This window comes from Propionispora vibrioides, from assembly GCF_900110485.1.
GTDB lineage: Bacteria > Bacillota > Negativicutes > Propionisporales > Propionisporaceae > Propionispora > Propionispora vibrioides.
The window spans coordinates 64,855-86,543 of record NZ_FODY01000015.1 but is presented as its reverse complement, the minus strand read 5'-3'; the positions used below and the strand labels follow the sequence as shown (position 1 = coordinate 86,543).

21 protein-coding genes and 1 riboswitch are annotated in these 21,689 nt (G+C 49.3%); of the genes, 17 read left to right on the top strand and 4 right to left on the bottom strand.

Going from position 1 to position 21,689, the window contains the following annotated elements; translation table 11 throughout:
• The first annotated feature begins 62 nt into the window (after window positions 1-62).
• From BMW43_RS12730 to BMW43_RS12710, 5 genes are all read left to right on the top strand, one after another.
• The gene (locus tag BMW43_RS12730) at window positions 63-896 is read left to right on the top strand and encodes an energy-coupling factor transporter ATPase (protein ID WP_091748062.1); all 834 of its coding nucleotides are present in this window, start codon (window positions 63-65) and stop codon (window positions 894-896) included.
• Entirely contained in the window at window positions 887-1,753 is an 867-nt protein-coding gene (locus tag BMW43_RS12725; protein ID WP_091748059.1) for an energy-coupling factor transporter ATPase, read from the top strand. The genes BMW43_RS12730 and BMW43_RS12725 overlap by 10 nt, the downstream gene beginning before the upstream one ends.
• Entirely contained in the window at window positions 1,747-2,568 is an 822-nt protein-coding gene (locus BMW43_RS12720; RefSeq protein WP_091748056.1) for an energy-coupling factor transporter transmembrane component T family protein, read from the top strand. Before BMW43_RS12725 ends, BMW43_RS12720 begins: the two co-directional genes overlap by 7 nt.
• Window positions 2,569-2,582: 14 nt before the next feature.
• A complete protein-coding gene (gene truA / locus BMW43_RS12715; RefSeq protein WP_245732437.1) occupies window positions 2,583-3,359 on the top strand; it encodes a tRNA pseudouridine(38-40) synthase TruA in 777 nt (258 codons plus the stop codon).
• A gap of 319 nt (window positions 3,360-3,678) precedes the next feature.
• Entirely contained in the window at window positions 3,679-5,031 is a 1,353-nt protein-coding gene (locus BMW43_RS12710; RefSeq protein WP_091748053.1) for a sn-glycerol-1-phosphate dehydrogenase, read from the top strand.
• 247 nt (window positions 5,032-5,278) lie between these two features.
• Here BMW43_RS12710 and BMW43_RS12705 read toward each other — a convergent pair whose 3' ends face one another.
• Window positions 5,279-5,785, bottom strand: coding sequence for a hypothetical protein (locus BMW43_RS12705; protein WP_091748050.1), 507 nt, complete (start codon window positions 5,783-5,785; stop codon window positions 5,279-5,281).
• 11 nt (window positions 5,786-5,796) lie between these two features.
• Window positions 5,797-7,722: a BglG family transcription antiterminator gene (locus tag BMW43_RS12700; RefSeq protein ID WP_091748047.1), complete on the bottom strand. Its 1,926-nt coding sequence runs from the start codon at window positions 7,720-7,722 to the stop codon at window positions 5,797-5,799.
• 365 nt (window positions 7,723-8,087) lie between these two features.
• Here BMW43_RS12700 and BMW43_RS12695 point away from each other — a divergent pair, with 365 nt between their 5' ends.
• From BMW43_RS12695 to BMW43_RS12665, 7 genes are all read left to right on the top strand, one after another.
• Window positions 8,088-8,528: a PTS sugar transporter subunit IIA gene (locus BMW43_RS12695; RefSeq protein ID WP_177173590.1), complete on the top strand. Its 441-nt coding sequence runs from the start codon at window positions 8,088-8,090 to the stop codon at window positions 8,526-8,528.
• 2 nt (window positions 8,529-8,530) lie between these two features.
• On the top strand, window positions 8,531-9,034 hold the full coding sequence (locus tag BMW43_RS12690) for a PTS sugar transporter subunit IIB (RefSeq protein WP_091748041.1): 504 nt from the start codon (window positions 8,531-8,533) through the stop codon (window positions 9,032-9,034).
• A gap of 52 nt (window positions 9,035-9,086) precedes the next feature.
• Window positions 9,087-9,884 (top strand): PTS mannose/fructose/sorbose/N-acetylgalactosamine transporter subunit IIC, encoded by a 798-nt coding sequence (locus BMW43_RS12685; protein ID WP_245732435.1) that lies wholly within the window; start codon window positions 9,087-9,089, stop codon window positions 9,882-9,884.
• A gap of 16 nt (window positions 9,885-9,900) precedes the next feature.
• The gene (locus tag BMW43_RS12680; RefSeq protein ID WP_218140677.1) at window positions 9,901-10,731 is read left to right on the top strand and encodes a PTS system mannose/fructose/sorbose family transporter subunit IID; all 831 of its coding nucleotides are present in this window, start codon (window positions 9,901-9,903) and stop codon (window positions 10,729-10,731) included.
• Window positions 10,732-11,208: 477 nt separating this feature from the next.
• On the top strand, window positions 11,209-11,649 hold the full coding sequence (gene rplM / locus BMW43_RS12675) for a 50S ribosomal protein L13 (protein WP_091748032.1): 441 nt from the start codon (window positions 11,209-11,211) through the stop codon (window positions 11,647-11,649).
• A 23-nt stretch (window positions 11,650-11,672) separates the two neighbouring features.
• Window positions 11,673-12,065 (top strand): 30S ribosomal protein S9, encoded by a 393-nt coding sequence (rpsI, locus tag BMW43_RS12670; protein WP_091748029.1) that lies wholly within the window; start codon window positions 11,673-11,675, stop codon window positions 12,063-12,065.
• 163 nt (window positions 12,066-12,228) lie between these two features.
• Window positions 12,229-12,402, top strand: a riboswitch (cobalamin riboswitch).
• A gap of 15 nt (window positions 12,403-12,417) precedes the next feature.
• Window positions 12,418-13,854: a PepSY-associated TM helix domain-containing protein gene (locus BMW43_RS12665; protein ID WP_091748165.1), complete on the top strand. Its 1,437-nt coding sequence runs from the start codon at window positions 12,418-12,420 to the stop codon at window positions 13,852-13,854.
• A 111-nt stretch (window positions 13,855-13,965) separates the two neighbouring features.
• On the opposite strand, the gene BMW43_RS12660 is transcribed toward BMW43_RS12665, so the two are convergent.
• Window positions 13,966-14,769, bottom strand: coding sequence for a transglycosylase domain-containing protein (locus BMW43_RS12660; protein ID WP_091748026.1), 804 nt, complete (start codon window positions 14,767-14,769; stop codon window positions 13,966-13,968).
• A 312-nt stretch (window positions 14,770-15,081) separates the two neighbouring features.
• Here BMW43_RS12660 and BMW43_RS12655 point away from each other — a divergent pair, with 312 nt between their 5' ends.
• Both BMW43_RS12655 and BMW43_RS12650 read left to right on the top strand, forming a co-directional pair.
• Window positions 15,082-15,798: an N-acetylmuramoyl-L-alanine amidase gene (locus BMW43_RS12655; RefSeq protein ID WP_245732431.1), complete on the top strand. Its 717-nt coding sequence runs from the start codon at window positions 15,082-15,084 to the stop codon at window positions 15,796-15,798.
• A 198-nt stretch (window positions 15,799-15,996) separates the two neighbouring features.
• Complete coding sequence (locus BMW43_RS12650; RefSeq protein WP_091748021.1) at window positions 15,997-16,833, top strand: class III extradiol dioxygenase subunit B-like domain-containing protein; 837 nt, start codon at window positions 15,997-15,999, stop codon at window positions 16,831-16,833.
• Window positions 16,834-17,166: 333 nt separating this feature from the next.
• On the opposite strand, the gene BMW43_RS12645 is transcribed toward BMW43_RS12650, so the two are convergent.
• Window positions 17,167-17,979 carry a YitT family protein gene (locus BMW43_RS12645; protein WP_394349565.1) on the bottom strand — a complete coding sequence of 271 codons (813 nt, stop codon included), beginning with the start codon at window positions 17,977-17,979 and terminating at the stop codon, window positions 17,167-17,169.
• Window positions 17,980-18,345: 366 nt separating this feature from the next.
• Between BMW43_RS12645 and argC the strand changes: the two genes are divergently transcribed.
• The 3 genes from argC to argB all read left to right on the top strand — a co-directional run bounded on the left by argC (window position 18,346) and on the right by argB (window position 21,614).
• On the top strand, window positions 18,346-19,377 hold the full coding sequence (argC, locus tag BMW43_RS12640; RefSeq protein ID WP_091748016.1) for an N-acetyl-gamma-glutamyl-phosphate reductase: 1,032 nt from the start codon (window positions 18,346-18,348) through the stop codon (window positions 19,375-19,377).
• A 62-nt stretch (window positions 19,378-19,439) separates the two neighbouring features.
• On the top strand, window positions 19,440-20,648 hold the full coding sequence (argJ, locus tag BMW43_RS12635; protein WP_091748014.1) for a bifunctional glutamate N-acetyltransferase/amino-acid acetyltransferase ArgJ: 1,209 nt from the start codon (window positions 19,440-19,442) through the stop codon (window positions 20,646-20,648).
• A gap of 72 nt (window positions 20,649-20,720) precedes the next feature.
• Window positions 20,721-21,614, top strand: a complete 894-nt coding sequence (argB, locus tag BMW43_RS12630; RefSeq protein WP_091748012.1) for an acetylglutamate kinase — start codon at window positions 20,721-20,723, stop codon at window positions 21,612-21,614.
• Window positions 21,615-21,689: the final 75 nt, after the last annotated feature.

Sequence of the window (21,689 nt, the reverse complement as noted above, 5' to 3'; positions counted from 1 at the left end):
GAGCGCCGAACTCACGAAGATACAGCCAATGAATTGAATTGCTGAGACTGGGAGAGAGGAATATGCAGGCTTTTATTACGCTGGAGAATATGGGGCACACCTATACCGATAATGAAGGAAACCGGGTAGACGCCTTAAAAAATATCAATCTGACCATCGCCAAGGGAGAATTTGTTGCTGTCATTGGCACGAACGGTTCGGGCAAGTCCACCCTGGCTCGCCATGTGAATGCCCTGCTGCAACCCTCAGCGGGTTGTTGTTTTGTCAATGGTATGGATACGCGTCAGCCGGAGCAACTTTGGCAGATCAGGCAGACGGTAGGCATGGTGTTTCAGAACCCCGACAATCAGCTTGTAGCAACGCTGGTGGAGGAAGATGTGGCCTTTGGGCCGGAGAATCTGGGACTGCCGCCGGCGGAAATTTCCCGGCGGGTAGAGGAAGCCTTGGCCCAGGTTGGTATGACCGAGTACCGTCAGCACGGACCGCACCTGCTGTCGGGCGGTCAGAAACAGCGAATTGCCATTGCCGGCGTGCTGGCCATGCGTCCTAGCTGTCTGGTGCTGGACGAACCGACGGCCATGCTTGATCCACAGGGACGCAGTGAGGTTCTGTCCACTGTGCGCAAGCTGCACCGCGAGGAAGGGATGACGGTGCTTTATATTACGCATTTTATGGAAGAGGCCGTTACGGCTGACCGGATCATTGTCATGCATCAGGGGAGTATCCAGTTGGATGGCAGTCCGGCCGAAGTATTCAGTCAGGTGGCCGTATTGAAAAAAATTGGTCTGGATGTACCGGTAGCGGCGGAAGTAGCCCATCGCCTCAGGGAAAAAGGCTGGAAGCTTCCCGGTGAAATTATTACCAATGAAGCATTGGCGGTGGCATTATGTCCATAGTACTGAATCAGGTTACGCATATTTATATGAGGGGAACTCCCTATGAACGCACAGCTATCGCCGATATCAATCTGGAAATTAAACCCGGCGAATGCATTGGAATTATCGGTCATACAGGCTCAGGCAAATCGACGCTGCTGCAGCATCTGAACGGTCTTCTGTCACCCACCAGCGGTGAAGTGCTGTTAGAAGGCGTGAACCTCAAGGGAAAAGGACCGCAGATCCTGCAGGCCAAGCGAAAAATCGGTATGGTTTTTCAATATCCCGAGCATCAATTGTTTGAAGAAACTATTTTTGACGACATTGCTTTTGGGCCGCGCAATCTGGGGCTGAGCGAAGCGGAAGTGGAAAACCGGGTACGCTTGGCCATGTCTTTTGTCAATGTGGATTTTAACAGCTATGCCAAACGTTCGCCTTTTCAATTAAGCGGCGGTCAGATGCGCCGGGTGGCTATTGCCGGCGTCATTGCCATGCAGCCCAGCTATCTGATTCTGGACGAACCGTCGGCCGGTCTGGACCCTAAGGGCCGGAGTGAAATCTTTGCTCATATTAAGCAGCTATACCGGGAAACAGGCCTTACCCTTATCCTGGTTACCCATCATATGGAGGAAATTGCCGAAATGGCTACCCGCCTGATTGTTATGCAGAAAGGGCAGGTATGCCTGGACGGAGCACCGCGGGACATTTTCACCAAGCAACGGCAGGCTTTGGTCCAGGCCGGCGTGGAGGTGCCGCCGATTACCGCCTTGCTGCAAAGCTTAAAAAAACGGGGATTGGCGGTGGAGGATACGGTTATTACCGTGCCGGAAGGCATTGAGACGATTGCTGCCGCGTTAAGGAGGAACAAACCATGCTGACAGATATTACACTGGGGCAGTATTTCCCCGGTCAGTCGCCGGTGCATCGCCTTGACCCCCGGACGAAAATTATCGCAGTTTTGCTGATTATTTCGGCGATTCTCTTAGCAACGAATTACTCCTGCTATCTTGTTTTTCTGCTCTTTATTCTTGTGATCACCTGGGTGTCCGGCATTCCTTTTTTCATGCTGGTGAAATCAGTCAAGCCACTGTGGATGATTCTGGTTATCACGTTTCTGGTCCATGTTTTTTCCACACCGGGGAATCCGGTTGCCGCTGCCGGACCGTTTACAGTCACCGGTGAGGGAATCGCTCAGGGCATATTGATGACAGGCCGTCTGATGCTGCTGATTGTGGTATCGTCCCTGCTGACCTTCACTACATCACCGATCGCCCTGACCGATGCTATCGAGCGTCTGTTGAAACCTTTTCAAAGGCTCGGTGTGCCGGCCCATGAACTGGCGATGATGATGACCATTGCCCTGCGGTTTATTCCCACCCTGTTGGATGAAACCGACCGCATTATGAAAGCCCAGTCGGCGCGGGGAGCTGATTTTACCTCCGGTAACCTTGTGCAGCGCAGCAAGAATATGATTCCGCTGCTGGTGCCTTTGTTTGTCAGTGCTTTTCGACGGGCCGACGAGCTGGCTACCGCGATGGAAGCTCGCTGCTATCGCGGTGGCGAACAGCGGACCCGGATGAAGGAACTTGCCTTTACTGGCGGAGACCTGATGGCCTTTGGCGTTATTGTATTGCTGCTGCTTGCAGTAACCGTGCTGCGACTAAATTTTGGTGCCTCGCTGGCAGCGGTTTGAAAGGGAGGACCGGTGTGAGAAAGGATGTCATTTTTAACGAACCGGCGACCGGGGAACGCAATATTAAACTGACAGTTGCCTATGACGGTACTGCCTATCATGGTTTTCAGCGGCAGGCCAATGCCTGCGGCATTCAGGCCATCCTGGAAGAGCGGCTGGAGATACTCTGCAGCCATCCGGTCAAAATAACCGGCGCCGGGCGGACCGACAGCGGCGTGCACGCTTACGGGCAGGTAGTTAATTTCTTTACCGGAACCGGCGGCATTCCAACCGAACGGATTCCGGCCGCTATGCAGGGCCTGCTACCGCCGGACATTGTGATACGGGAAGCCTGTGAGGTGCCGGCCGAATTTCATGCCCGCTACAGTGCACAGAGCAAAGTATATGTTTACCATATTTATTGCCAGCCTGTTGCCAACCCCTTCCATCGTCAGTATAGCTGGCATATCCGTCAGCCGCTGGATCACAGCGCTATGCACCAAGCCACTCAGCTCATTGTGGGAACCCATGATTTTTCCGCCTTTCAGGCGGCCGGCGGTCCGGAACGCAATCCGGTGCGCACTATTCTGGAAGCAGCCTGCCGCCCGACGGGGGAGCTCATTGAACTTTCCTTTTGGGGAACCGGCTTTTTATACCACATGGTCCGCAATCTGGTCGGAACACTGGTTGATGTGGGGGCCGGGAAACGCTCACAGGCTGATTTCGCCCGGATTTTGGCGGACAGAGACCGTAATCAGGCGGGGATTACGGCACCACCCCAGGGGCTTTATCTGAAAGAGGTATATTATTAAATGACAGCAAGGGAGCTTCCTTTGCTGTCATTTCGTAATTCTATACTTTTTACAATTAGGAACGAACTGCGGATTTTCGGGAAATTACGCAGTTCGTTTATTTTTATTTACCTGCTATTGCCGTCAAACATGTTATGGCTGCCGATCGGTTATCCTTAAATTACGTTTTCCGTATGCAAAATATTTGGCTTTTAGGTTCATTCTGCTTTGATAAGATAAGAACAGGCTGAGGAGAGCAGAACGTATAGATTCAGTTCAAAAGGTGCGATTCGCACAACAATCCTCACGATATCTTATTTTTGAAAGGCAGGTAATATTTATGGCGAATGCTCGCAAACTCGCAGATTATCTGGGCAACCCATTTCTATGTTCTTGTGGCAGGACTCACTCCACAGCTTTGGAAGGCGTTACAGTTGGCGCCAAGGCAATGAATACCTTGCCGGCATATGTGAAGAAGTACGGTTTTCGGAAGCTGTTCGTTGCCTGTGATGAAATCACCTATGGCATAGCCGGAGAAAAGGTAATGCAAATTCTGCAAGAGGCCGGAATCAAAGCAAAGGCACATATTTTTACGGGGAAACGGTTTATCCCCGATGAGAAGGCTTTGGGTGAATTGATGATTGATGCCGACCGGGAATGTGATTTGGTCGTTGCCGTTGGTACGGGTTCTATCAATGATATGTGCCGTTTCTTCAGCTATCAGATGGGAGTTCCGTACGCCATTGTTGCCACCGCAGCTCCGATGGATGGCTTTGCTTCCTCCGGGGCTGCGCTAATTATCAATAGCATGAAGGTTACGATTCCGGCGCAGACTCCGCTGTTCATTATCGGTGATACCGATGTTCTCTGCGGGGCACCGCCGCGCATGGTTTCGGCAGGCTTGGGCGATTTATTGGGGAAATTCACCTGCCTCAATGACTGGCGTATTTCCAAACTGGTAAATGGCGAATATTATTGTGATGCGATTGTGAATCTGGTGACCGGGTGCATTGAAAATGTATTGTCAAACGCGGATCAGGTGGCTGGCCGTGACCCACAGGTTATTGGCGATATTATGGAGGGGCTGGTCCTCACTGGTGTAGCCATGAGCTTTATTGGTGACTCCCGGCCGGCGGCAGGTAGTGAGCATCATGTGTGCCACTTCTGGGAAACACTGGAACTACAGGAGGGGAAAATTCCGGTACTCCATGGCACCAAGGTTGCTGTGGGGACCGTTATGATTCTGAAAATGACCGAGTTTCTGCGTGAATCCAGACCGGACTTTGCGACAGCGCGCGCCAACGCGAAGCTGTATGATCAGGCGGCATGGGAAGAGAATATTACCAGGATTTACGGCGCAGCTGCCAACTCGATTATCGCACTCGAACATGACACCAGGAAGAACGAGGTAGCCGGCCGACTTGCCCGGATTGATGCGATTGAGGAAAACTGGGATGCCATCGTCAAGACAATGGATGACAATATGCCCAGCGCAGCCCGTATGATTGAAATTCTGAAAAGTCTGGATGCGCCTTATGCTCCGGCACAAATTGGGTTTGATTCCGGGCGTCTTTACAATGCGCTGGTATATGCCAAAGAAACACGGGCCCGGTACACTATGCTGTCCATGATAGCCGATCTGGGACTCACGGAAGTACTTGCGCAAAAAGTTGTCGATTTTGTAAACAGCTAAGGGATTTTAAAACTGTTAACTCAGCATGGCTTGATGGCCGAAGGTATTGCTGCTGCGAGTAAATCTCGTTAATGGCATACAATGAAACAACGAGGGCGTTTGCCCTCGTTGTTTATATTTTCAACAAATTGTCAGCGCGGCTAAACTATTCCACTTGGTTTTGGAATAGTTGAAATTACGGCGCCTCGCTTGGTGGCGACTCCGTAGCGTCATGCTGTACCGGACTTTCCGCCTCTGCGCGATGAAGCTATACATCTCTGGCAGTGGTGCGAGCCTTCTCCCGTTCACGGCGTAGCTTGTTACGTTTTAGGTTGCGGAGCAATTTGGGATTGAGAATGCTATTGCCTGTATCCAGTTGGATATCTTCAAATTCCTCGCCGTTGATTTGAGCAATATAGGCAGAAAAGGCTTCGCCCACATCGGGGCTGACAGACATACTGAAGGTGGCTGTGCGGGTAAGAAAGGAGGCGCGATATTGAAGTAGTGTGCTGGTCTCCGCACACTGCTCCAACTCATTTCGTTGAAGAATTATGGAACGCCGGATACCGGGAAGACCGCAGACTGCCAGGATGCGTTGATCGGTAATGACTACAATGCCGGGATAGTGCCCACGTCCTGTCCGAATATTTGCCTCAGCAGCAGCTAGTACCGTTTCACCGGGCAGGAGCAATGACTCGGCATAGCCGCTGGAGAAACGATTCAGCATGCCTACCGGCTTACCTTGCACGGCAAGGATTGCTTGGTTCACAGTCATCAGATAAGCCCTCATTTCGTTTTGGAATTTTCAACGATGGTCCCTTTTAGTAAACGAACAAAATTCTGATAGCTCGGATTGACCATTAGTTGTTCTGCGAAATAACGATTGGCAAAGACGGTGGACAGATAATTCCACAGGTGGAACGCCTTAGTATTATTCTTACCGATACAAATCATGAGTACCAGTTTCACCATATTTTTGTCTTTATCCCATTCAACCGGCTGCGGTAAAACCGCAACGGCCACAAAGGAATCAGGTGAAACTGCAGAAATCGGATGTGGTGCGGCTATGCCGTTGCCGAAAAAGGTGCTGCCAAGCTGCTCACGCTGTAATACGGCATTCTGCAAATCACCGTCTTCGATATGAAAATGCGCTGTTGCACTCTGGCAGAGACGACTTAAAATGGCTTCTCGATTTTCTCCGTGACTGACGAAGAATAGATCCTTATAGAAAATCGAGACGATATCGTCAATGTTTTTGAAGCCGTCTACCGCTAGTTTTAGATTGAGATAGTCCTGCTGGTTAGGAAAGGCATTGATGTAAAACGCGAGGCCCATATCATAAGATGCTCCCTTTTCCGTCGTCAGAAAAATGTCATAAAGATCCAGTTGTGACTCAGACATTTCGGTTGGCGATATGAAAGCCAGCTCGGCAATATCGTCCGACAGCCAGTTGAGCAAGGTTTGACGCAGTAGAATATTCTCGCTCTGCCGCATGGACGAGATGACCAAAATGCGTTTTGTGCCATCTTCCTTCTGCTTTTGCACCAGCGCACTGTATAGGTGGATAGCGATAAAGGCAATCTCTTCATCCGATACACGCTTATGGAAGATTTTTTGCAGATAGGCCGCAAAATAAATGCCCAAATCAAATCCTTGCGGGAAGGCCTGCCGGATATAATCCACGAGATGATTTTTGAGCTGCATATCATATTTAATCCGTACAATCAGCGGAGCGGTATGGAGTGCCAGCGCAATGCGCAGCTTTAAATTGTTGGTCAGATCAATATCATGGGCCTCATTAATTTCCTTCAGGGCTTCCAGTACCAGATGATCCACCTCGGTGGAAATCACATCGGTGTTGCCAAAATCCCCTTGCCCCTTCATATAAAGAGCGAAATAGTCGATTTCCGCTTCGGGAATACGGATGAAAAACACCTCGGAAATACGCTGGTAGACCTCGGTGGCAATTTCGCATTCCGGCGCCAGATTTTCGGTGATTTTGAGGTCCGTAGGCGTAATGAAAAAACAAGATTGCATACGGTGCAGGGCAACATAGATTTGCACAATCGTATTATTCAGCGTGGCCTCGGTGACCGGATGCTTGAAGGATACAAAGGTTTCTACCAGGATGTTCTTGATTCGATCCATGGTGCTGTTATCGTTGTTTCCGGAAAAAATTTCAGTGGCATTGGTGATCACCAAATTCTGATCCAGAATGCACAACCGCTTGCTCACCTCACTGCCGTCGATCATCACTTTATTGGAACTGCGCAGAAGCTCAAGGCCATATTTTTCGAGAATCTCCGACACATATTTCAAATCGTTGAGCAAGGTCGAGCGTGAGACATATATCTGGCTTTCGAGATCATACAGGGACATGGCGCGGTGCTGTTCTAAAAGCAGCAGCAGAATCTGATTGATTCTGCCGTTTTGATACATCGATGACGAGGTGAACTGCTTATAGTAGAAATCCTTGAATGCAGGGAATGCTGCATCATCGGTGATGGTGATGCGGCATCCCTTACGGGGAGCCGCCTGAAATTCTACACAGGATGCGGCTGTGAGTTCATTTTTTATTTCCTTGATATCATTTTGAATGGTGCGCAAGCTGACCTGCTGTTTCTTGGCAAAATGAGATGCGGTAACCCAGCTTTCAGCATTCTCACAGAGCTCCAAAATAATTTCAAGTTTTCGTAAATTCAAATTCAACATGAATATACCCTGCTTTCCTAATAACGGTGAGTAAACCGAGGCTTCCGTTAAACAATCTGCTCACTAGACTACACTATATTGTAGTAAGTATACCATGATAGTAAGTATATCATTAAAAATATAATTGTTGGGTTCGGTTTTTTGCGCATAATGGCGAAAACGTGAAAATCGAAATGCAGCAAGAATTACGAAAAATGATTACAAATCTTTTTGGCCTTATGGCAGGAAAGTGTATGATTAGGGGTGATGTGAATTTCGGGATTTAGCCGCAATATCTTTGTGCAATTCATTCAGGCAGGCATGGTATGATGATAACGAAATAAGCCATGCTACACGAAAATAGACAAGGAAAGGATGATTCGCTGATGGACAGTCCCAAATTCCGTGTTGTTTTGGTATCACACGGGGAACAGTCCCAGGGTATGCTGAATACGGTTCAGATGCTGCTTGGGCCGCAGAAGAACATAGCTGCTCACAGCCTATATCCCGAGCAATCGGTGATTGATTTGAACGAAAAACTGCAGGAAGAAATCGAACAGTATGGCTCTGAAAATATCATTTTTATGAGTGAGCTCATACATGGCTCTCCGTTTAACGCAGTTGTATCGTTGACACGTGAGCATCATATATTCCACATTACGGGAATCAACCTCGCGATGCTCATGACAGCTTTGCTGATGCGTGACAGGGAAGATGTAACGGCACAAGATATCTGTGAGGCCACGATTGCAGCAGCAGAGGGCAGCTTTGCAGATGTTGGGAAAATTTTGGAGGAGTCGACGGAAGAAGAAGAGGAGGAGGATTAAGTATGAGAAATGTGGTATTGGCTCGCGTAGACGACCGCCTGATTCATGGTGAAGTGGTGACTGCATGGACGCCGACAATGCAAGGTAATCGCATCATGATTGTGGACGACGAGGTAGTAAAGGACGCTTTCAATGTGCGGGTGGTTAAGGCATTGGCACCGGTCGGCACCAAGGTAATTGTCTATGGTGTTGAAAAGGCGGCGGAAAAGCTGATGGTTCCCGGCGTGGAGGGCGAGCGGATCATTATCCTGGCCAAAACTCCGATTACCTTCAACCGATTAGTTAAGGCAGGTGTTCCGCTGAAGGAGGTGAATCTGGGAGGTGCCGGTATCCGTGGCGAACGGCAGCCGTTTATCAACAACGTTGCGCTCAGTCCGGACGAGGTGCTCGCCTGTGAAGAGCTCAAGAAAGCCGGCGTGCGTGTGTACTATCAACTTGTTCCCGAGCAGGGTGTCGTCGAAATTGACGGCGCGCTCAAAAAAGCTAAGGAAAACTTTGGTCTGTGAGAGTTTGTAAGAAAAAAAAGCAAGAAGGAAGGATGAGGAAGCTATGACTTTAATGACGGCAATTTTGTGCGGCATCCTGTACTGGCTGGCCGAAGCCAATCTGCCTTTTGTGGGTTTATGGACACTGCAAAGGCCGTTGGTTTGCGGATTCCTAACCGGTTGGATTCTTGGGGATCCGGTTACCGGTGCTGTCGTTGGCGGCACAATCAATCTGGTGTATTTAGGCTTTATTTCCGCCGGCGGTTCGATGCCTGCGGATATGGCACTGGCCGGCGTTCTGGGTACTGCGTATGCAATCACCGGCCATCTCGATGCAAACACGGCACTGGCGATTGCAGTTCCGCTTGGACTATTAGGTACGATTGTATGGTATTTGCGTATGACCATTGACTCTGTTTTTGTTCACCTGGGTGACCGGTGGGTTGCCGAGGGGAAGTTTAATCGGCTATACCTGTCAAATATAATCCTCCCGCAGATCTTCTCCGCGGTGATATGTGTTATTCCCTGTACACTTGCGGCTTACTTCGGTGCAAATTATATTCAATCCTTTATTGAAATGTGTGCAGGAAAGCCGCTGCAAATCTTCCAGATTATCGGCGGATTGATGCCTGCCCTTGGTATTGCGATTACCTTGCAGTATATCTTCAAAGGTGAAGCGCGTATCTTCCTGTTCCTAGGATTTATGATTGCCACAGTTTCCGGGCTGACCTTGATTGAGCAGGGTATCCTTGGACTGTTGGCGGCGATCCTCTATATTCAGGTAACTGGTAATATGACTCCGGCGGCAGCATCGGCTGGCGGTGCATCCTCCGAGAACTACGATCCGGACTACGATCCGGACGATGACTGAAGAGAGGTGGGACAGCATGGTTAACAACGAACAGAAGCTAATTCCAAAAAACGCTCTGATCCGAGCCGCCCTGATTTGGGAAACTTGGGTTCAAACCTGCTATAATTACGAACGTATGATGGGGATGGCGTGTGCCCATACATTCCTCCCGGTTGTGAAATATCTGTATCCGAATAATAAAGCAAAGCAGATTGATCTGATGACGCGCCAAATGGAATTTTTTAACGTCCATCCTGAGTTCGGTTCTTGTATTCTCGGCCTGGCCATTTCGCTGGAAGAAGAAAAGGCAATGGGCAAGGAGATTCCGAACGAGTTTATCACCAATATAAAAACCTCCTTGATGGGTCCGTTGGCGGGCATCGGCGATACTATCTATCAGGGCGTTCTGATTCCGATTCTTCTGGCATTGTGTATTGATATCACCCGTTCCGGGACCGGAAATATATGGGGTGCAGTAATTTACGCGGTGGTCATGTTCGCCATCACCTACATTCTCTCCGTGGGAAACTTTATGTTTGGCTATCATGCGGGCAGTGATGCCATCATGGATTTCCTCGAGCGAGGGATACTGAATAAACTGCTCAAGGGTGCCTCTATCATGGGCTGCATGGTTATGGGCGGACTGATCGTAAACTATGTTAAAGTGACCTGCGGTCTGACCATCACCACTTCGGGGGCGGAGTTCTCGCTGCAGAAAAGCCTGTTTGACGCGATATTGCCCCATATTCTGCCGCTGGCCGCTACGATGGGTGTGTATGGTTTGCTGCAAAAGAAATGGACATCGGTCCGAATCATTATGTTGATGGTTGTAGTCGGCGTTGTCGGAGGTTTGTTTAATATATTATAAATGAGCACTTATGGAGCGTCATGAGGGAAGTTTCATCTTTGAGCGGCTTTCGATAACGAGAGCCGCTCAAAAACTTGTTATACTAGTGTCGGCGGTCTTAAAACAGTAAGAGAATGGCGAGGCTATTTTTCGCAGCGCGAGGTGAGGGGAGGAGGCATACCGTTAGTATGTTGACTGACGACAACGAAACGGTGGGGAAAATAGACCGCCAGTATTCATTGGATTAATGTTGACCAGGTACTAATTGCACAGGAGAAACATTAATGGTATTCATGTCGAATAGTATTAATGTTTCATTTTCCCAAGAAGAAAGAGCATTTCTGATAAAAAATGCAAATTATCCCTCGATAATCCTTGACTTTACCAGTCAGATTGATTAAAATGTTTTTATGAGATTTATGCCATGTATTCCATTAGCCCCGGAATTCAGGTTCAGAATCTAACCAACCCGTAACTTTTGCAACAAGGAGGGATACTATGAAAACAACATTTATGGCAAACGCAGCCAACGTAGAACGTAAATGGTATGTTGTAGATGCTGAAGGCAAGACTGTAGGTAGATTAGCCGCTGAAGTAGCCAAAATTCTTCGCGGAAAACATAAACCGACTTTTACTCCGCATGTTGATACAGGAGATCATGTCATCATAGTAAACGCAGCTAAGGTAGCGTTTACCGGTAAAAAATTGATCCAAAAAACATATTTCCGTCATTCCGGTTATCCAGGAGGTACTACCTTCACCACTGCCGGAAAAATGCTGGCTGAAAAGCCGGAAAGAGTCCTGGAAATCGCTATTAAAGGCATGTTGCCGAAGAATAGCCTGGGACGTCAAATGTACCGTAAATTGAACGTGTACAAAGGTGCTGAGCATCCGCATGCCGCTCAACAACCGGAAGTACTGGAACTTGATATTAGATAATACCGGAAAGGAGGAACATGAGTATGGCATTAGTTAGCTACTACGGCACAGGCCGCAGAAAAACTTCGGTTGCCAGAGTTCGTCTGGTTCCGGGAGAAGGCAACGTGATTATCAACGGCCGTCCGCTTGTTGAATATTTTGGTTTAAAAACTCTTGAACTGATTGTAAAACAGCCATTAAATCTTACTGAAACGATTGGTAAGTATGATGTATTGGCTAAGGTAGAGGGTGGCGGTCCTTCCGGACAGGCAGGCGCCATTCGCCACGGCATTTCCCGTGCTTTACTTAGAGTGGATCTCGAGTACCGCCCGTCTTTGAAACAAGCAGGCTTCCTGACTCGTGACCCCCGTGAAAAAGAACGCCGCAAATACGGTCTTAAGAAAGCCCGTAAAGCATCGCAGTTCTCGAAACGTTAATTTTATTCAAAGCAAGACCCGCATCAACTCTGGTTGGTGCGGGTCTTTTTCTATTTGCCGGAATAGGTTAAGCTGTTATTTTTCAACAATTTTACTGCATAAAGAATACTTAATGAAGTACCAATTGACATTTCAGAAAAAGTGCAGTATAGTAAGCGAGAAAAATAACAGATTTGGAACAGGTGCAATTGCGCTTAATAGAGAAGCCGGTACAAGCCGGCACGGTCCCGCCACTGTAAGGGGAGTCGCTCACAAGATGCCACTGGATATATTTCTGGGAAGGTGTGAGCCGACGAGGAACCTGAGTCAGGAGAACTGCCTGTTCAACAATCGCCGCTATGACCTGCGAGTGATGGGGAGGGGGATTTGGTTTGTTTGCAGTTTTTGCATGAGCCTTTTTCTTTGCATATGTGTGCGGAAAAGGCTCTTTTTTATTTTCAAGTCAGGAGGAAAAATTATGCGTTATTGGTATAAAATTCACCGCTGGATTGGTTTCATTTGCCTGCTGTTCTTTCTATTGCTTTGTCTTACCGGGCTGCCGTTATTATTTAAGACGGAAATCCATGATTTTAATCTTTTAGACAAAGAAAATATGCATCCCGCCTCAGATTACGGGCAAATCTGGAGGGAAGTAGACGCCGGGGAAAAATTAGTGAAGGAAGGCTATTCCGGCAAGTCGATACGAAGTATTTCGGTTCAGCCCGATGAGGGAAGAATACTATTTCGGGTTCAGGACAAAGACAGCAACAAGCCGGTCGCTGCCCGGTTAAGCATGGGCGGCGAGCAGCTTGCCTATTATCCGTCAGACCATACCCTGCAGCCCTGGCATCAGGAGAAAGTAAAATATCCCTGGCTGGCTGAATTCATGCATGAGATGCATCGTCTGCATATGTATCTTGGTATGGGCAAGGGCGGGATGGTGTTTTTAGGCTTCATGTGCTTTTTGAGCCTGGTCTCGGTTGTGTCCGGCTGCGTGCTTTACGGGCCGTTTATGAGGCGAAGCCCCTTTGCCCTTATTGGCAAGCGCAGTTGGCGGGAGCGGTGGTTTGGCTGGCACAAGTTTTTGGGCATTGCAACGGCTGTTTGGGCAATTATTTTATGTTTTAGCGGCGTTGTTATTGTTATTTTTTCACTCAGCTACGGTTTGTATATTCAGGATTCGAAGACGGCGGTGAAGGACTATTGGCAGTCAGCTCCGGCGGCGGGAAAACATCTTTCCCTGGCTGAAGCCAAAACTTTTGTAATGGAAGCCTTTCCTGACGATGTGATCCTTTCGCTTGATTTACCGGATAGAAGGCAATCGCCGGCGGCTTATATTTTCTACATTACACCGGCGACAGAGAATCCGCTGGACTTTCTGGGGCAGCTTGTTTTTATCCCGGACAGAAAAGGTATGGAGCCGCAATATTTCACCAAACCTTTACCGGATTATTTGTTTTTTGCCGGCTATATGCTGAAACTGCACATCCACAATCACGAACTGCTTATTTTAAAGATTCTATGGGCTCTTCTGGATATCGCGCTCATTTTTGTTATTCTCTCCGGTCTGCTGGGGTGGCTCAGGAAAGGTGAAAAAATAGAACGCTCTTCTGTTGCCACGCCATCGCTCAACCGGCCGACAGCATCAACCTGGAAATGGCCGGGCATTCTGGCCGGCTTGAGTCTGCTGGGCCTGGTTCTTCCCCTATACGGAACAGTGGGGGAATTTGCCGGCACCATTGCCTGGCTGGCTGTAGCCTTGCTAAGTATTTTCTTATGGCGGGAAAGAAATTCCCAAGGGAACGCCTAATTGATACTTACTGCAAATTTTTCAATCAGATTTATATAGGTAAACAGAAAAAAGCTGGAACAGTGATATTACACTGATTCCAGCTTTAAGAATAATACCGGCATTGTTTTTCTATTTTGCCAGGACAATGGGTTGCAGTTTGGCTTCCTGGGCTGTATCCGGCCCGAGGTAATTGTGTTTGACCATGGCGCCTAAGACAATGGCCTGTCTTCTTTTGGCTGCCGCAAAATTGACGTATGGCGAATTCAGCGAGGGAGCATTGGGCAACCCGGCCAGCATGCTGCATTCGGCCAGATTCAGTTCAGCCGGCTTTTTACCGAAATATTCCTGGCTGGCCTGACCGAGACCGTAATTGCCTGAACCGAAATAGATGGTGTTCAGATACATTTCCAAAATTTCATCTTTTGAGTAGCGAAGCTCCATATCTAATGACAGGAGTGCTTCTTCCAGCTTGCGGCCCATAGTCTGTTCATGGGAAAGAAAAAGATTCTTCACCAATTGCTGGGTGATGGTACTGCCCCCTTCAGCAATGGCACCGGCCTGCATATTGACCAGCATGGCCCGCAGGATTCCCTCCACATCAAGCCCTACATGCTGGTAAAACCGGTTGTCTTCCACGGCAATGATGGCTTGTTGCATAGTAAGGGGAATCTGATTGAGCGGGACATAATTCGTTGTGTCCAGTTTATCGCGGACGGCGCTTTTCAATGCCGCCAGCCGGTATAGTCTGCGCCATAGTCCCGGTGCATCGGCTGTTATGGCGGCATCCTTCATTTGTGATACCTGCTGTGATACTTGTTCGGAGACCAATCCTTTCGTTGGCGGCAGGACGGAAACCACGTTGGCGCCGCCGGCCCACCAGAAGGAGGCTAGGAACAGAATCAGAAGAAACAGGAAAAATCGACCTTTGCGCATATATCCTCCTACTTAAGCTAGTACCTTATCAACCCTAATCCTGTGAATAATGACGGTCTATTTTCCGCAAGCCTTCGTTGTCGTCAGCCGGCATACTAACGGTATGCCTCCTTCCTCCGCCTTGTCTCGCGAAAAATAGCCTCGCCATTATTCTTACAGTTTTAGGATTGACAAGGTACTGATAGGTTTCTGCTATTATTTTACTCTACTTATCCCTTTTTGGCCATATGTGGCTAAACTACGCATAGCCCGACGCCCCGGTGAGTATGATGATAGGGAGAACTGGCTGGTTATTGGGGATGGAGGGTGAGCATGTGGATTTTGTCCTTAAAGCGGAAAAACTGGCAGCCGCTTTTGTTGTTTGGTGCGGCTGTGCTGGTGCTTAATTATTTGGCTATCCGTTTTTTAGCGGCCGATTCGCTGGAAAATGTCAGCCTGGAAAGTTTGCGGGGAAGGCAGATCGCCATAGATCCGGGGCATGGCGGCATTGATACCGGCGCCAGCGGTTATGGCGTGGTCGAAAAGGAAGTCACTCTGGCCATTGCCGGGAAGGTGACAGCCTTGCTGGAGAAAAACGGGGCTACTGTGTTTATGAGCCGGCAGGAGGATATTGACTACTACACCCGTGGCAAGGGCGGTAAACGGAATGATCTTCTGACCCGGATCGAGCTAATTGAAAAGGCGAAGCCGGAGCTGTTTGTCAGTATCCATTGCAATGCGATCAAAGGGCCTGAGCAGTCCGGAGCCCAGGTGTTTTACAGTCCTAAATTCGAAGTCAATAAGCAAATTGCCGAGACCATGCAGCAGGCGTTAAAGAATTTTCCTCCCGGCAACCGTCGCCAGGCTAAGCAGGATATGCACATTCTTATTCTCAACGCGATTAAGGTACCTGGCGTGCTGGTGGAAACCGGTTATCTGACCAATAAAAAAGAAGCGACCCTGTTAGCCGATCCCGTTTATCAGGACCAACTGGCCGAACATATTGTTAAAGCCTTGGCGTATCATTTCAGTCAGAATGCGGGACAATAAACATGAACTGTGTAGTGGCAGGTTCATATGTTAGTCAAAGGACGCAGGACGAATTTTCATCTGCAAGGCGGAGGAATGAAGCGTAGTGGCTCCTACACCGATTGACGACAACGAAGCAAATGGAAATTCAGACAAGTAATTTGATTGAGATATGAGCTTGTTACTACACTGGGTGATATTCGGGAGGAAGCGATTCTAATGAATAATTTAGTGGCCTGTGCATTGATGCCCCATCCACCGGTTATGATACCGGAAATCGGCAGAGAAGACATACAGAATCTGGCGGCTACTGTTAAGGCAGCCGAACGGGTGGCGCAGCGGATAAAGGAAAATAACACACAGACGGTGGTCATTTTAAGCCCCCACGGACCGGCTCTGGAAGATACGATCTGTGTCAGCATTCACCCGCGCCTCAAGGGCAATCTGGCTGACTTTGGGGCGGCGGAGGTTATGCTGGCTTTTGAAACCGACGGTCTTTTGACAAGACACATCCTAAAAAAAGCCGCAAGGCTGGGTGTGAACGTCATGGAGCTAACCGACGATCAGGCCAAAACACACCAGCTTTCCCTGGCCCTTGACTATGGCTCGCTGATTCCTCTCTACTATCTGCACAAGGGCGGTTTCAAGGGGCAGCTTGTCCATTTGTCGGCCGGCGGGCTGCCCTATGAGGAAATGTATACCTTTGGAAAAGCGGTACAGGCGGCTATTAAGGCCGTGGGCAAAAAGGTGGCGGTCATCGCGTCCGGTGAGCTGTCCCATCGTCTGTCGGACAAGTCGCCCCAAGGGTACAGCCCGCAGGGAGCCGAGTTTGACAAACAGGTGTTGGCGGCAGTGGCCAGCTTAAACAGTAAGGCTGTTTTGACAATGGACAAGGAACTGGTGGCGGAAGCCGGGGAATGCGCGCTGCCGCCTTTAGCGTTTTTGATGGGCGTGGTTGGCGGCCTGGACATGAAGGCCGATGTCCTGGCCTATGAAGGGCCTTTCGGTGTCGGCTACGGAACGGTATTAATCCAGCCATTGGACAAAATGAATTAATCATATAAAAGAAAAGGACCTGCTGACCGGAAGTGCGCGGATAAGCAGGTTCTTTTTGTTATAAGGGTATACCGCTCGGGGGTTAGGGCGTGTTTTCAAACTATCCGAAACACTCGCTGAAGGCGCTTTTTGCGCTATGGATCATTCCGTTAGTTTGAAAACACGCTCCAGGTAACCACTGATTAATTCACACTGCGCGTCCTGACGGAGCTTTTTCCGCCTGGCTGCGTCAGCAAAACCTTGAAATAGGGGCCGCTATTCCTGCGGTTTTACTTCCTTACCAGACGAAAAAATCTCTCGCCAGGCCAACAGGTTCATTTAATCAGTGCTTACCTAGTGAATGGCTTTCTTTTTCACCCGGCCGCCCATTACATCATGGACATCGGTGATGGTGACAAAGGCTTCCTCGTCTTTTTCCTGGACAATTCCTTTTAATTTAGCAATTTCTAAACGAGTCATAACCGAATAGAGAATCTTCTTGGGCGCACCGGTATAGCCTCCTTCCCCGTGGAGCACCGTTACGCCACGGCCGAGACGGGCCATTAGAGCAGAGGAAATTTCCTCCGGATTCTCAGATACGATGATAACTCCTTTAGACTCATCTAAACCTTCAATCGTAATGTCGATCACTTTGAAAGCGACAAAGTAAGCCACCAGGGAATACATGGCTTTGTCCCAGGTATAAACCAATCCGGCGCTGCCTAAAATAAACAGGTTAAAGAACATAATGATTTCGCCTACGGAAAAGCCGGTTTTTTTATCCATGATAATGGCGATAATTTCGGTCCCGTCCAGCGAACCGCCATAGCGGATAATCAGTCCGACCCCGACGCCGACAATGATGCCGCCGAAGACCGCCGCTAAAAACAGGTCGGTGGTCAGTTGCGGTACCGGGTGCAGTATGGAAGTCCAAAACGCCAGCGAAAGAACAGAAAATAAAGTGGACAAGGCAAAGGTCTTACCGATTTGCATATAACCGAGGTAAAAAAAAGGCAGATTCAGCAAGATGAGAAAGATACTCATCGAAAAACCGCTTAGGTGGCTGGCCATAATCGAGATGCCAACAATGCCACCGTCAATGATCTGATTGGGAATCAGAAATTCTTCCAGGCCGATAGCGGCAAAGATAGAGCCGAGGAGCAGCATGAAATACTTTTTACCGTAACGGACAAATGGTGAGGCTGGTTGTTGTTTTACCAATAATATCATCCTCCTTTGTTAACACGCTCTGTATATATAATTATACTATATAAATCGGTGTGAGTCCTGCCTGGTTTGCCGGCAGATTTTTTTCTCTGTTATAGTGTGTACTCAAAGACTCCCGGTTAAACCTCGGTTTATCCCTCAAACAAAGCTGAAAATACAATGGTTGCGGCTTCCCTGCGGACAGGCCGGTGTGATAAGATTAGGATTAGATGCAGGTATGACAAAATAATAAAATACAAAATACATAAGCCTGTTGCATCTTTATTCAAATAGATGTATAATTATTAATATGAAGGAGGGGAAAGTATGAAAGTCAGCATTATTGGTGCCACCGGCTATACAGGAGAAGAACTGTTGCGTATTTTAGCCAACCATCCTCAGGCCGAGATTGTTCATATCACCTCGGAAAGTCAGACCGGCACCGCCATTGAGTCGATATATCCCCATATAACAGGGTTTTATGATAAAACATTGGAAAGTATGAAGGACCTGGATAAGCTGGCCGACAGCGACGTTGCTTTTATTGCCCTGCCGCATGGCCATGCCATGGAAGCCGGCAAACGGCTGTCAGCGCAAGGCGTTAAGATCATTGATCTGGGTGCCGACTATCGCTTCCGTGACGTGGGCGTTTATGAACAGTGGTATAAGGTACCCCATACGCATCCAGAGGCCAATGCCGTATACGGACTCACCGAACTGAATCGCGACGCCGTTAAGGAAGCCACCATTGTTGGCAATCCGGGCTGCTATACCACGGCCAGCATTTTGGCTCTGGCGCCCCTGGTTAGCTGCCAGCTGATTGAACTACATACGATCATTGTCGATGCCAAGTCAGGCGTCTCCGGTGCCGGCCGCAGCCTGTCACTGGGCAGTCACTTTACGGAAGTGTTTGAAAACTTGAAAGCCTATAATATCGCCGGCCACCGCCATACCCCGGAAATTGAGCAGGCGCTCAGCCTCCTGGCCGGTGAAACGGTAATCCTAAGCTTTACGCCCCATTTGGTGCCGATGGCCAGAGGCATCCTCAGCACCTGTTATGCCAGCCTGAAAGCCGGCGTGACGGCAAGCCAGGTCGACGAGGCATTCCAGAGCCTGTACCAAAAGGAGTACTTTATCCGACTGTTGGGACGGGGCGGATATCCGTCAACCAAACAGACGCGCGGTTCCAACTTCTGCGATCTGGGCTGGCATATCGACAGCCGGACCAACCGGGTGATCGTAGTATCAGCCATTGACAATCTGGTGAAAGGTGCCGCTGGTCAGGCCGTACAGAATCTGAATGTCATGTTCGGTCTGGAGGAACGTACCGGTCTGGAGCAGGCACCGCTTTATCCCTGATAAGTAAGAAGCCCATTATAGTAGCGGACGGACCGCCGTCCAGCATGAGGAGGCATACACATATGTTGAAAGAAATAACTGGAGGCATTACGGCCCCGCAAGGGTTTAAAGCGGCGGGGATTAAAGCAGGCATTAAAAAAAGTGGCAAAGAAGACGTAGCCATTATATACAGCACTCAACCGGCGGCAGCGGCAGCCGTATTCACTACCAATATCATGGCGGCGGCGCCTGTTGTGGTGTCACGCAAGCATGTGGCCGGCGGCAAAGCTTCAGCGTTTATCGTTAATTCGGGTTGCGCCAATGCCTGCACCGGCGAGCAGGGCATGACCGATGCTGTGGCTATGGCTAATATTACCGCGGAGGCTCTTAACGTTACACCGGAAGAAGTGCTGGTGGCTTCCACCGGTATCATCGGCGTGACCATGCCGATGGACAAAGTAACGGCCGGGATTCACTCTGCCGTCAAGGCCATGTCGGTCGAAGGACATCAACAGGCGGCTCAGGCCATTCTGACCACCGATACGTTTTTGAAAATTTGCGCCTATGAGTTCGAACTGGGCGGTAAGACCGTTCGTATCGCCGGTATTGCCAAAGGCTCCGGCATGATTCATCCCAATATGGCCACCATGCTGGGTTTTGTTACCACCGATGCCGCCATTAGTGCACCGGCATTGAAGCAGGCACTGACCGAGGCGGTCGGGGTATCGTTCAACATGGTGACGGTAGACGGTGATACCAGTACCAATGATATGGTCGGTGTTATGGCTAACGGTCTGGCGGGAAATCCGGTGATAAACGATACGACAGGCGACGACTATCAAGCTTTTAAAAGCGCTCTCACCACGCTCTGCACCACGCTGGCCAAACTGGTGGCCCGTGACGGCGAAGGGGCTACCAAATTCCTGGAAGTTAATGTTTGCGGTGCCGCTTCCTTCGACGATGCCAAAAAGGCGGCCATGGCAATAGCCAAATCGCCGCTGGTCAAAACGGCCTTCTTTGGCCAGGACCCTAATTGGGGACGGATTCTTTGCGCCGTAGGCTATTCGGAAGCGACGGTAGTACCGGAAAAAACCTCGCTGGCTATCGGCGGAATTACCATTGTGGAAAAAGGCCTGGGTGCCCAGTATGACGAACAGGCATTGCGGACAGTGATGGCGGATCACGATATTGTGGTCCAGGTAGACCTGAACGTCGGTCCGGCCAAGGCTACCGTCTGGACTTGCGACTTCTCCTATGAATATGTGAAAATCAACGGAGAATACCATACCTGATGTATAACCGGCTCTGGCAGAGCCTTGGGCATCTGTCTGGGCTGGTTTTTCCTATAAAGGAGTGTTGATGCAATGATTCATTCACCGGAAAGAACGGCGGCGGTACTAATCGAAACGCTGCCTTATATGCAGCAGTTTGCCGGCAAAACGGTAGTTATTAAATACGGCGGCAACGCCATGATTAACGGCGAGCTAAAACAGCAGGTTATTAAAGATATTATTCTGATGAAATGCGTCGGTATGCGCCCGGTGGTCGTCCATGGCGGCGGTCCGGAGATTACCGGCTTTTTGAAACAGCTCGGCAAGCAGTCGTCCTTTGTCAGCGGCCTTCGTGTAACCGATGCGGAAACGGTGGAAGTGGCTGAAATGGTGCTGGCGGGAAAAATCAACAGTGAAATTGTCTGCCTCTTAAACCAGCAGGGAGCCAGGGCCGTTGGTCTTAGCGGCAAAGATGCCGATTTGGTGATCGCCGAAAAACATTTGGCAGAAATATATGAGAACGGCGAGGTAAAAAAAGCCGACATCGGTTTTGTCGGCGATGTAGTCAAGATCAATGCCGGGCTGCTCCATACGCTGCTTGACCAGGATTATATTCCGGTCATTGCACCGATCGGCCGGGGCATTGACAACGCCACCTATAACATCAACGCTGACTATGTGGCCGGGGAAATCGCCGGCGCACTGGAGGCGGAAAAACTGATGCTGTTGACCGATGTGGAAGGTATTTACCGTGATTATCACGATAAGAGCACCTTTATTTCCACGCTGACCTTTGAAGACGCCCAGGGCATGATTCAGGACGGCATCATTGACGGTGGCATGATTCCAAAGGTTGAGGCTTGCATCCGGGCCTTGTCGGGCGGTGCGGTGAAGGCGCATATTATTGACGGCCGGCAGCCCCACTCGCTGCTGCTGGAAATATTCACTTCCGCCGGGATCGGCACGGAGATTGTAAAGAATCGGTAAAGACAATTGGCAAACGGTTAGACAGGGGAACCGCCAGGATGCGCGGTGTGAATAAATCAGTGGTTCCCAAAGGAG

Coding starts and splice junctions, on each gene's coding strand:
- BMW43_RS12685 (WP_245732435.1), top strand. CDS start 9,087: ATGACGGCAATTTTGTGCGGCATCCTGTACTGGCTGGCCGAAGCCAAT.
- BMW43_RS12720 (WP_091748056.1), top strand. CDS start 1,747: ATGCTGACAGATATTACACTGGGGCAGTATTTCCCCGGTCAGTCGCCG.
- argC (WP_091748016.1), top strand. CDS start 18,346: ATGAAAGTCAGCATTATTGGTGCCACCGGCTATACAGGAGAAGAACTG.
- BMW43_RS12650 (WP_091748021.1), top strand. CDS start 15,997: ATGAATAATTTAGTGGCCTGTGCATTGATGCCCCATCCACCGGTTATG.
- BMW43_RS12690 (WP_091748041.1), top strand. CDS start 8,531: ATGAGAAATGTGGTATTGGCTCGCGTAGACGACCGCCTGATTCATGGT.
- BMW43_RS12645 (WP_394349565.1), bottom strand. CDS start 17,979: ATGCTGCTCCTCGGCTCTATCTTTGCCGCTATCGGCCTGGAAGAATTT.
- BMW43_RS12655 (WP_245732431.1), top strand. CDS start 15,082: ATGTGGATTTTGTCCTTAAAGCGGAAAAACTGGCAGCCGCTTTTGTTG.
- BMW43_RS12680 (WP_218140677.1), top strand. CDS start 9,901: ATGGTTAACAACGAACAGAAGCTAATTCCAAAAAACGCTCTGATCCGA.
- BMW43_RS12730 (WP_091748062.1), top strand. CDS start 63: ATGCAGGCTTTTATTACGCTGGAGAATATGGGGCACACCTATACCGAT.
- BMW43_RS12705 (WP_091748050.1), bottom strand. CDS start 5,785: ATGACTGTGAACCAAGCAATCCTTGCCGTGCAAGGTAAGCCGGTAGGC.
- argB (WP_091748012.1), top strand. CDS start 20,721: ATGATTCATTCACCGGAAAGAACGGCGGCGGTACTAATCGAAACGCTG.
- BMW43_RS12710 (WP_091748053.1), top strand. CDS start 3,679: ATGGCGAATGCTCGCAAACTCGCAGATTATCTGGGCAACCCATTTCTA.
- BMW43_RS12700 (WP_091748047.1), bottom strand. CDS start 7,722: ATGTTGAATTTGAATTTACGAAAACTTGAAATTATTTTGGAGCTCTGT.
- BMW43_RS12695 (WP_177173590.1), top strand. CDS start 8,088: ATGGACAGTCCCAAATTCCGTGTTGTTTTGGTATCACACGGGGAACAG.
- rplM (WP_091748032.1), top strand. CDS start 11,209: ATGAAAACAACATTTATGGCAAACGCAGCCAACGTAGAACGTAAATGG.
- BMW43_RS12665 (WP_091748165.1), top strand. CDS start 12,418: ATGGGGAGGGGGATTTGGTTTGTTTGCAGTTTTTGCATGAGCCTTTTT.
- BMW43_RS12725 (WP_091748059.1), top strand. CDS start 887: ATGTCCATAGTACTGAATCAGGTTACGCATATTTATATGAGGGGAACT.
- BMW43_RS12660 (WP_091748026.1), bottom strand. CDS start 14,769: ATGCGCAAAGGTCGATTTTTCCTGTTTCTTCTGATTCTGTTCCTAGCC.
- argJ (WP_091748014.1), top strand. CDS start 19,440: ATGTTGAAAGAAATAACTGGAGGCATTACGGCCCCGCAAGGGTTTAAA.
- rpsI (WP_091748029.1), top strand. CDS start 11,673: ATGGCATTAGTTAGCTACTACGGCACAGGCCGCAGAAAAACTTCGGTT.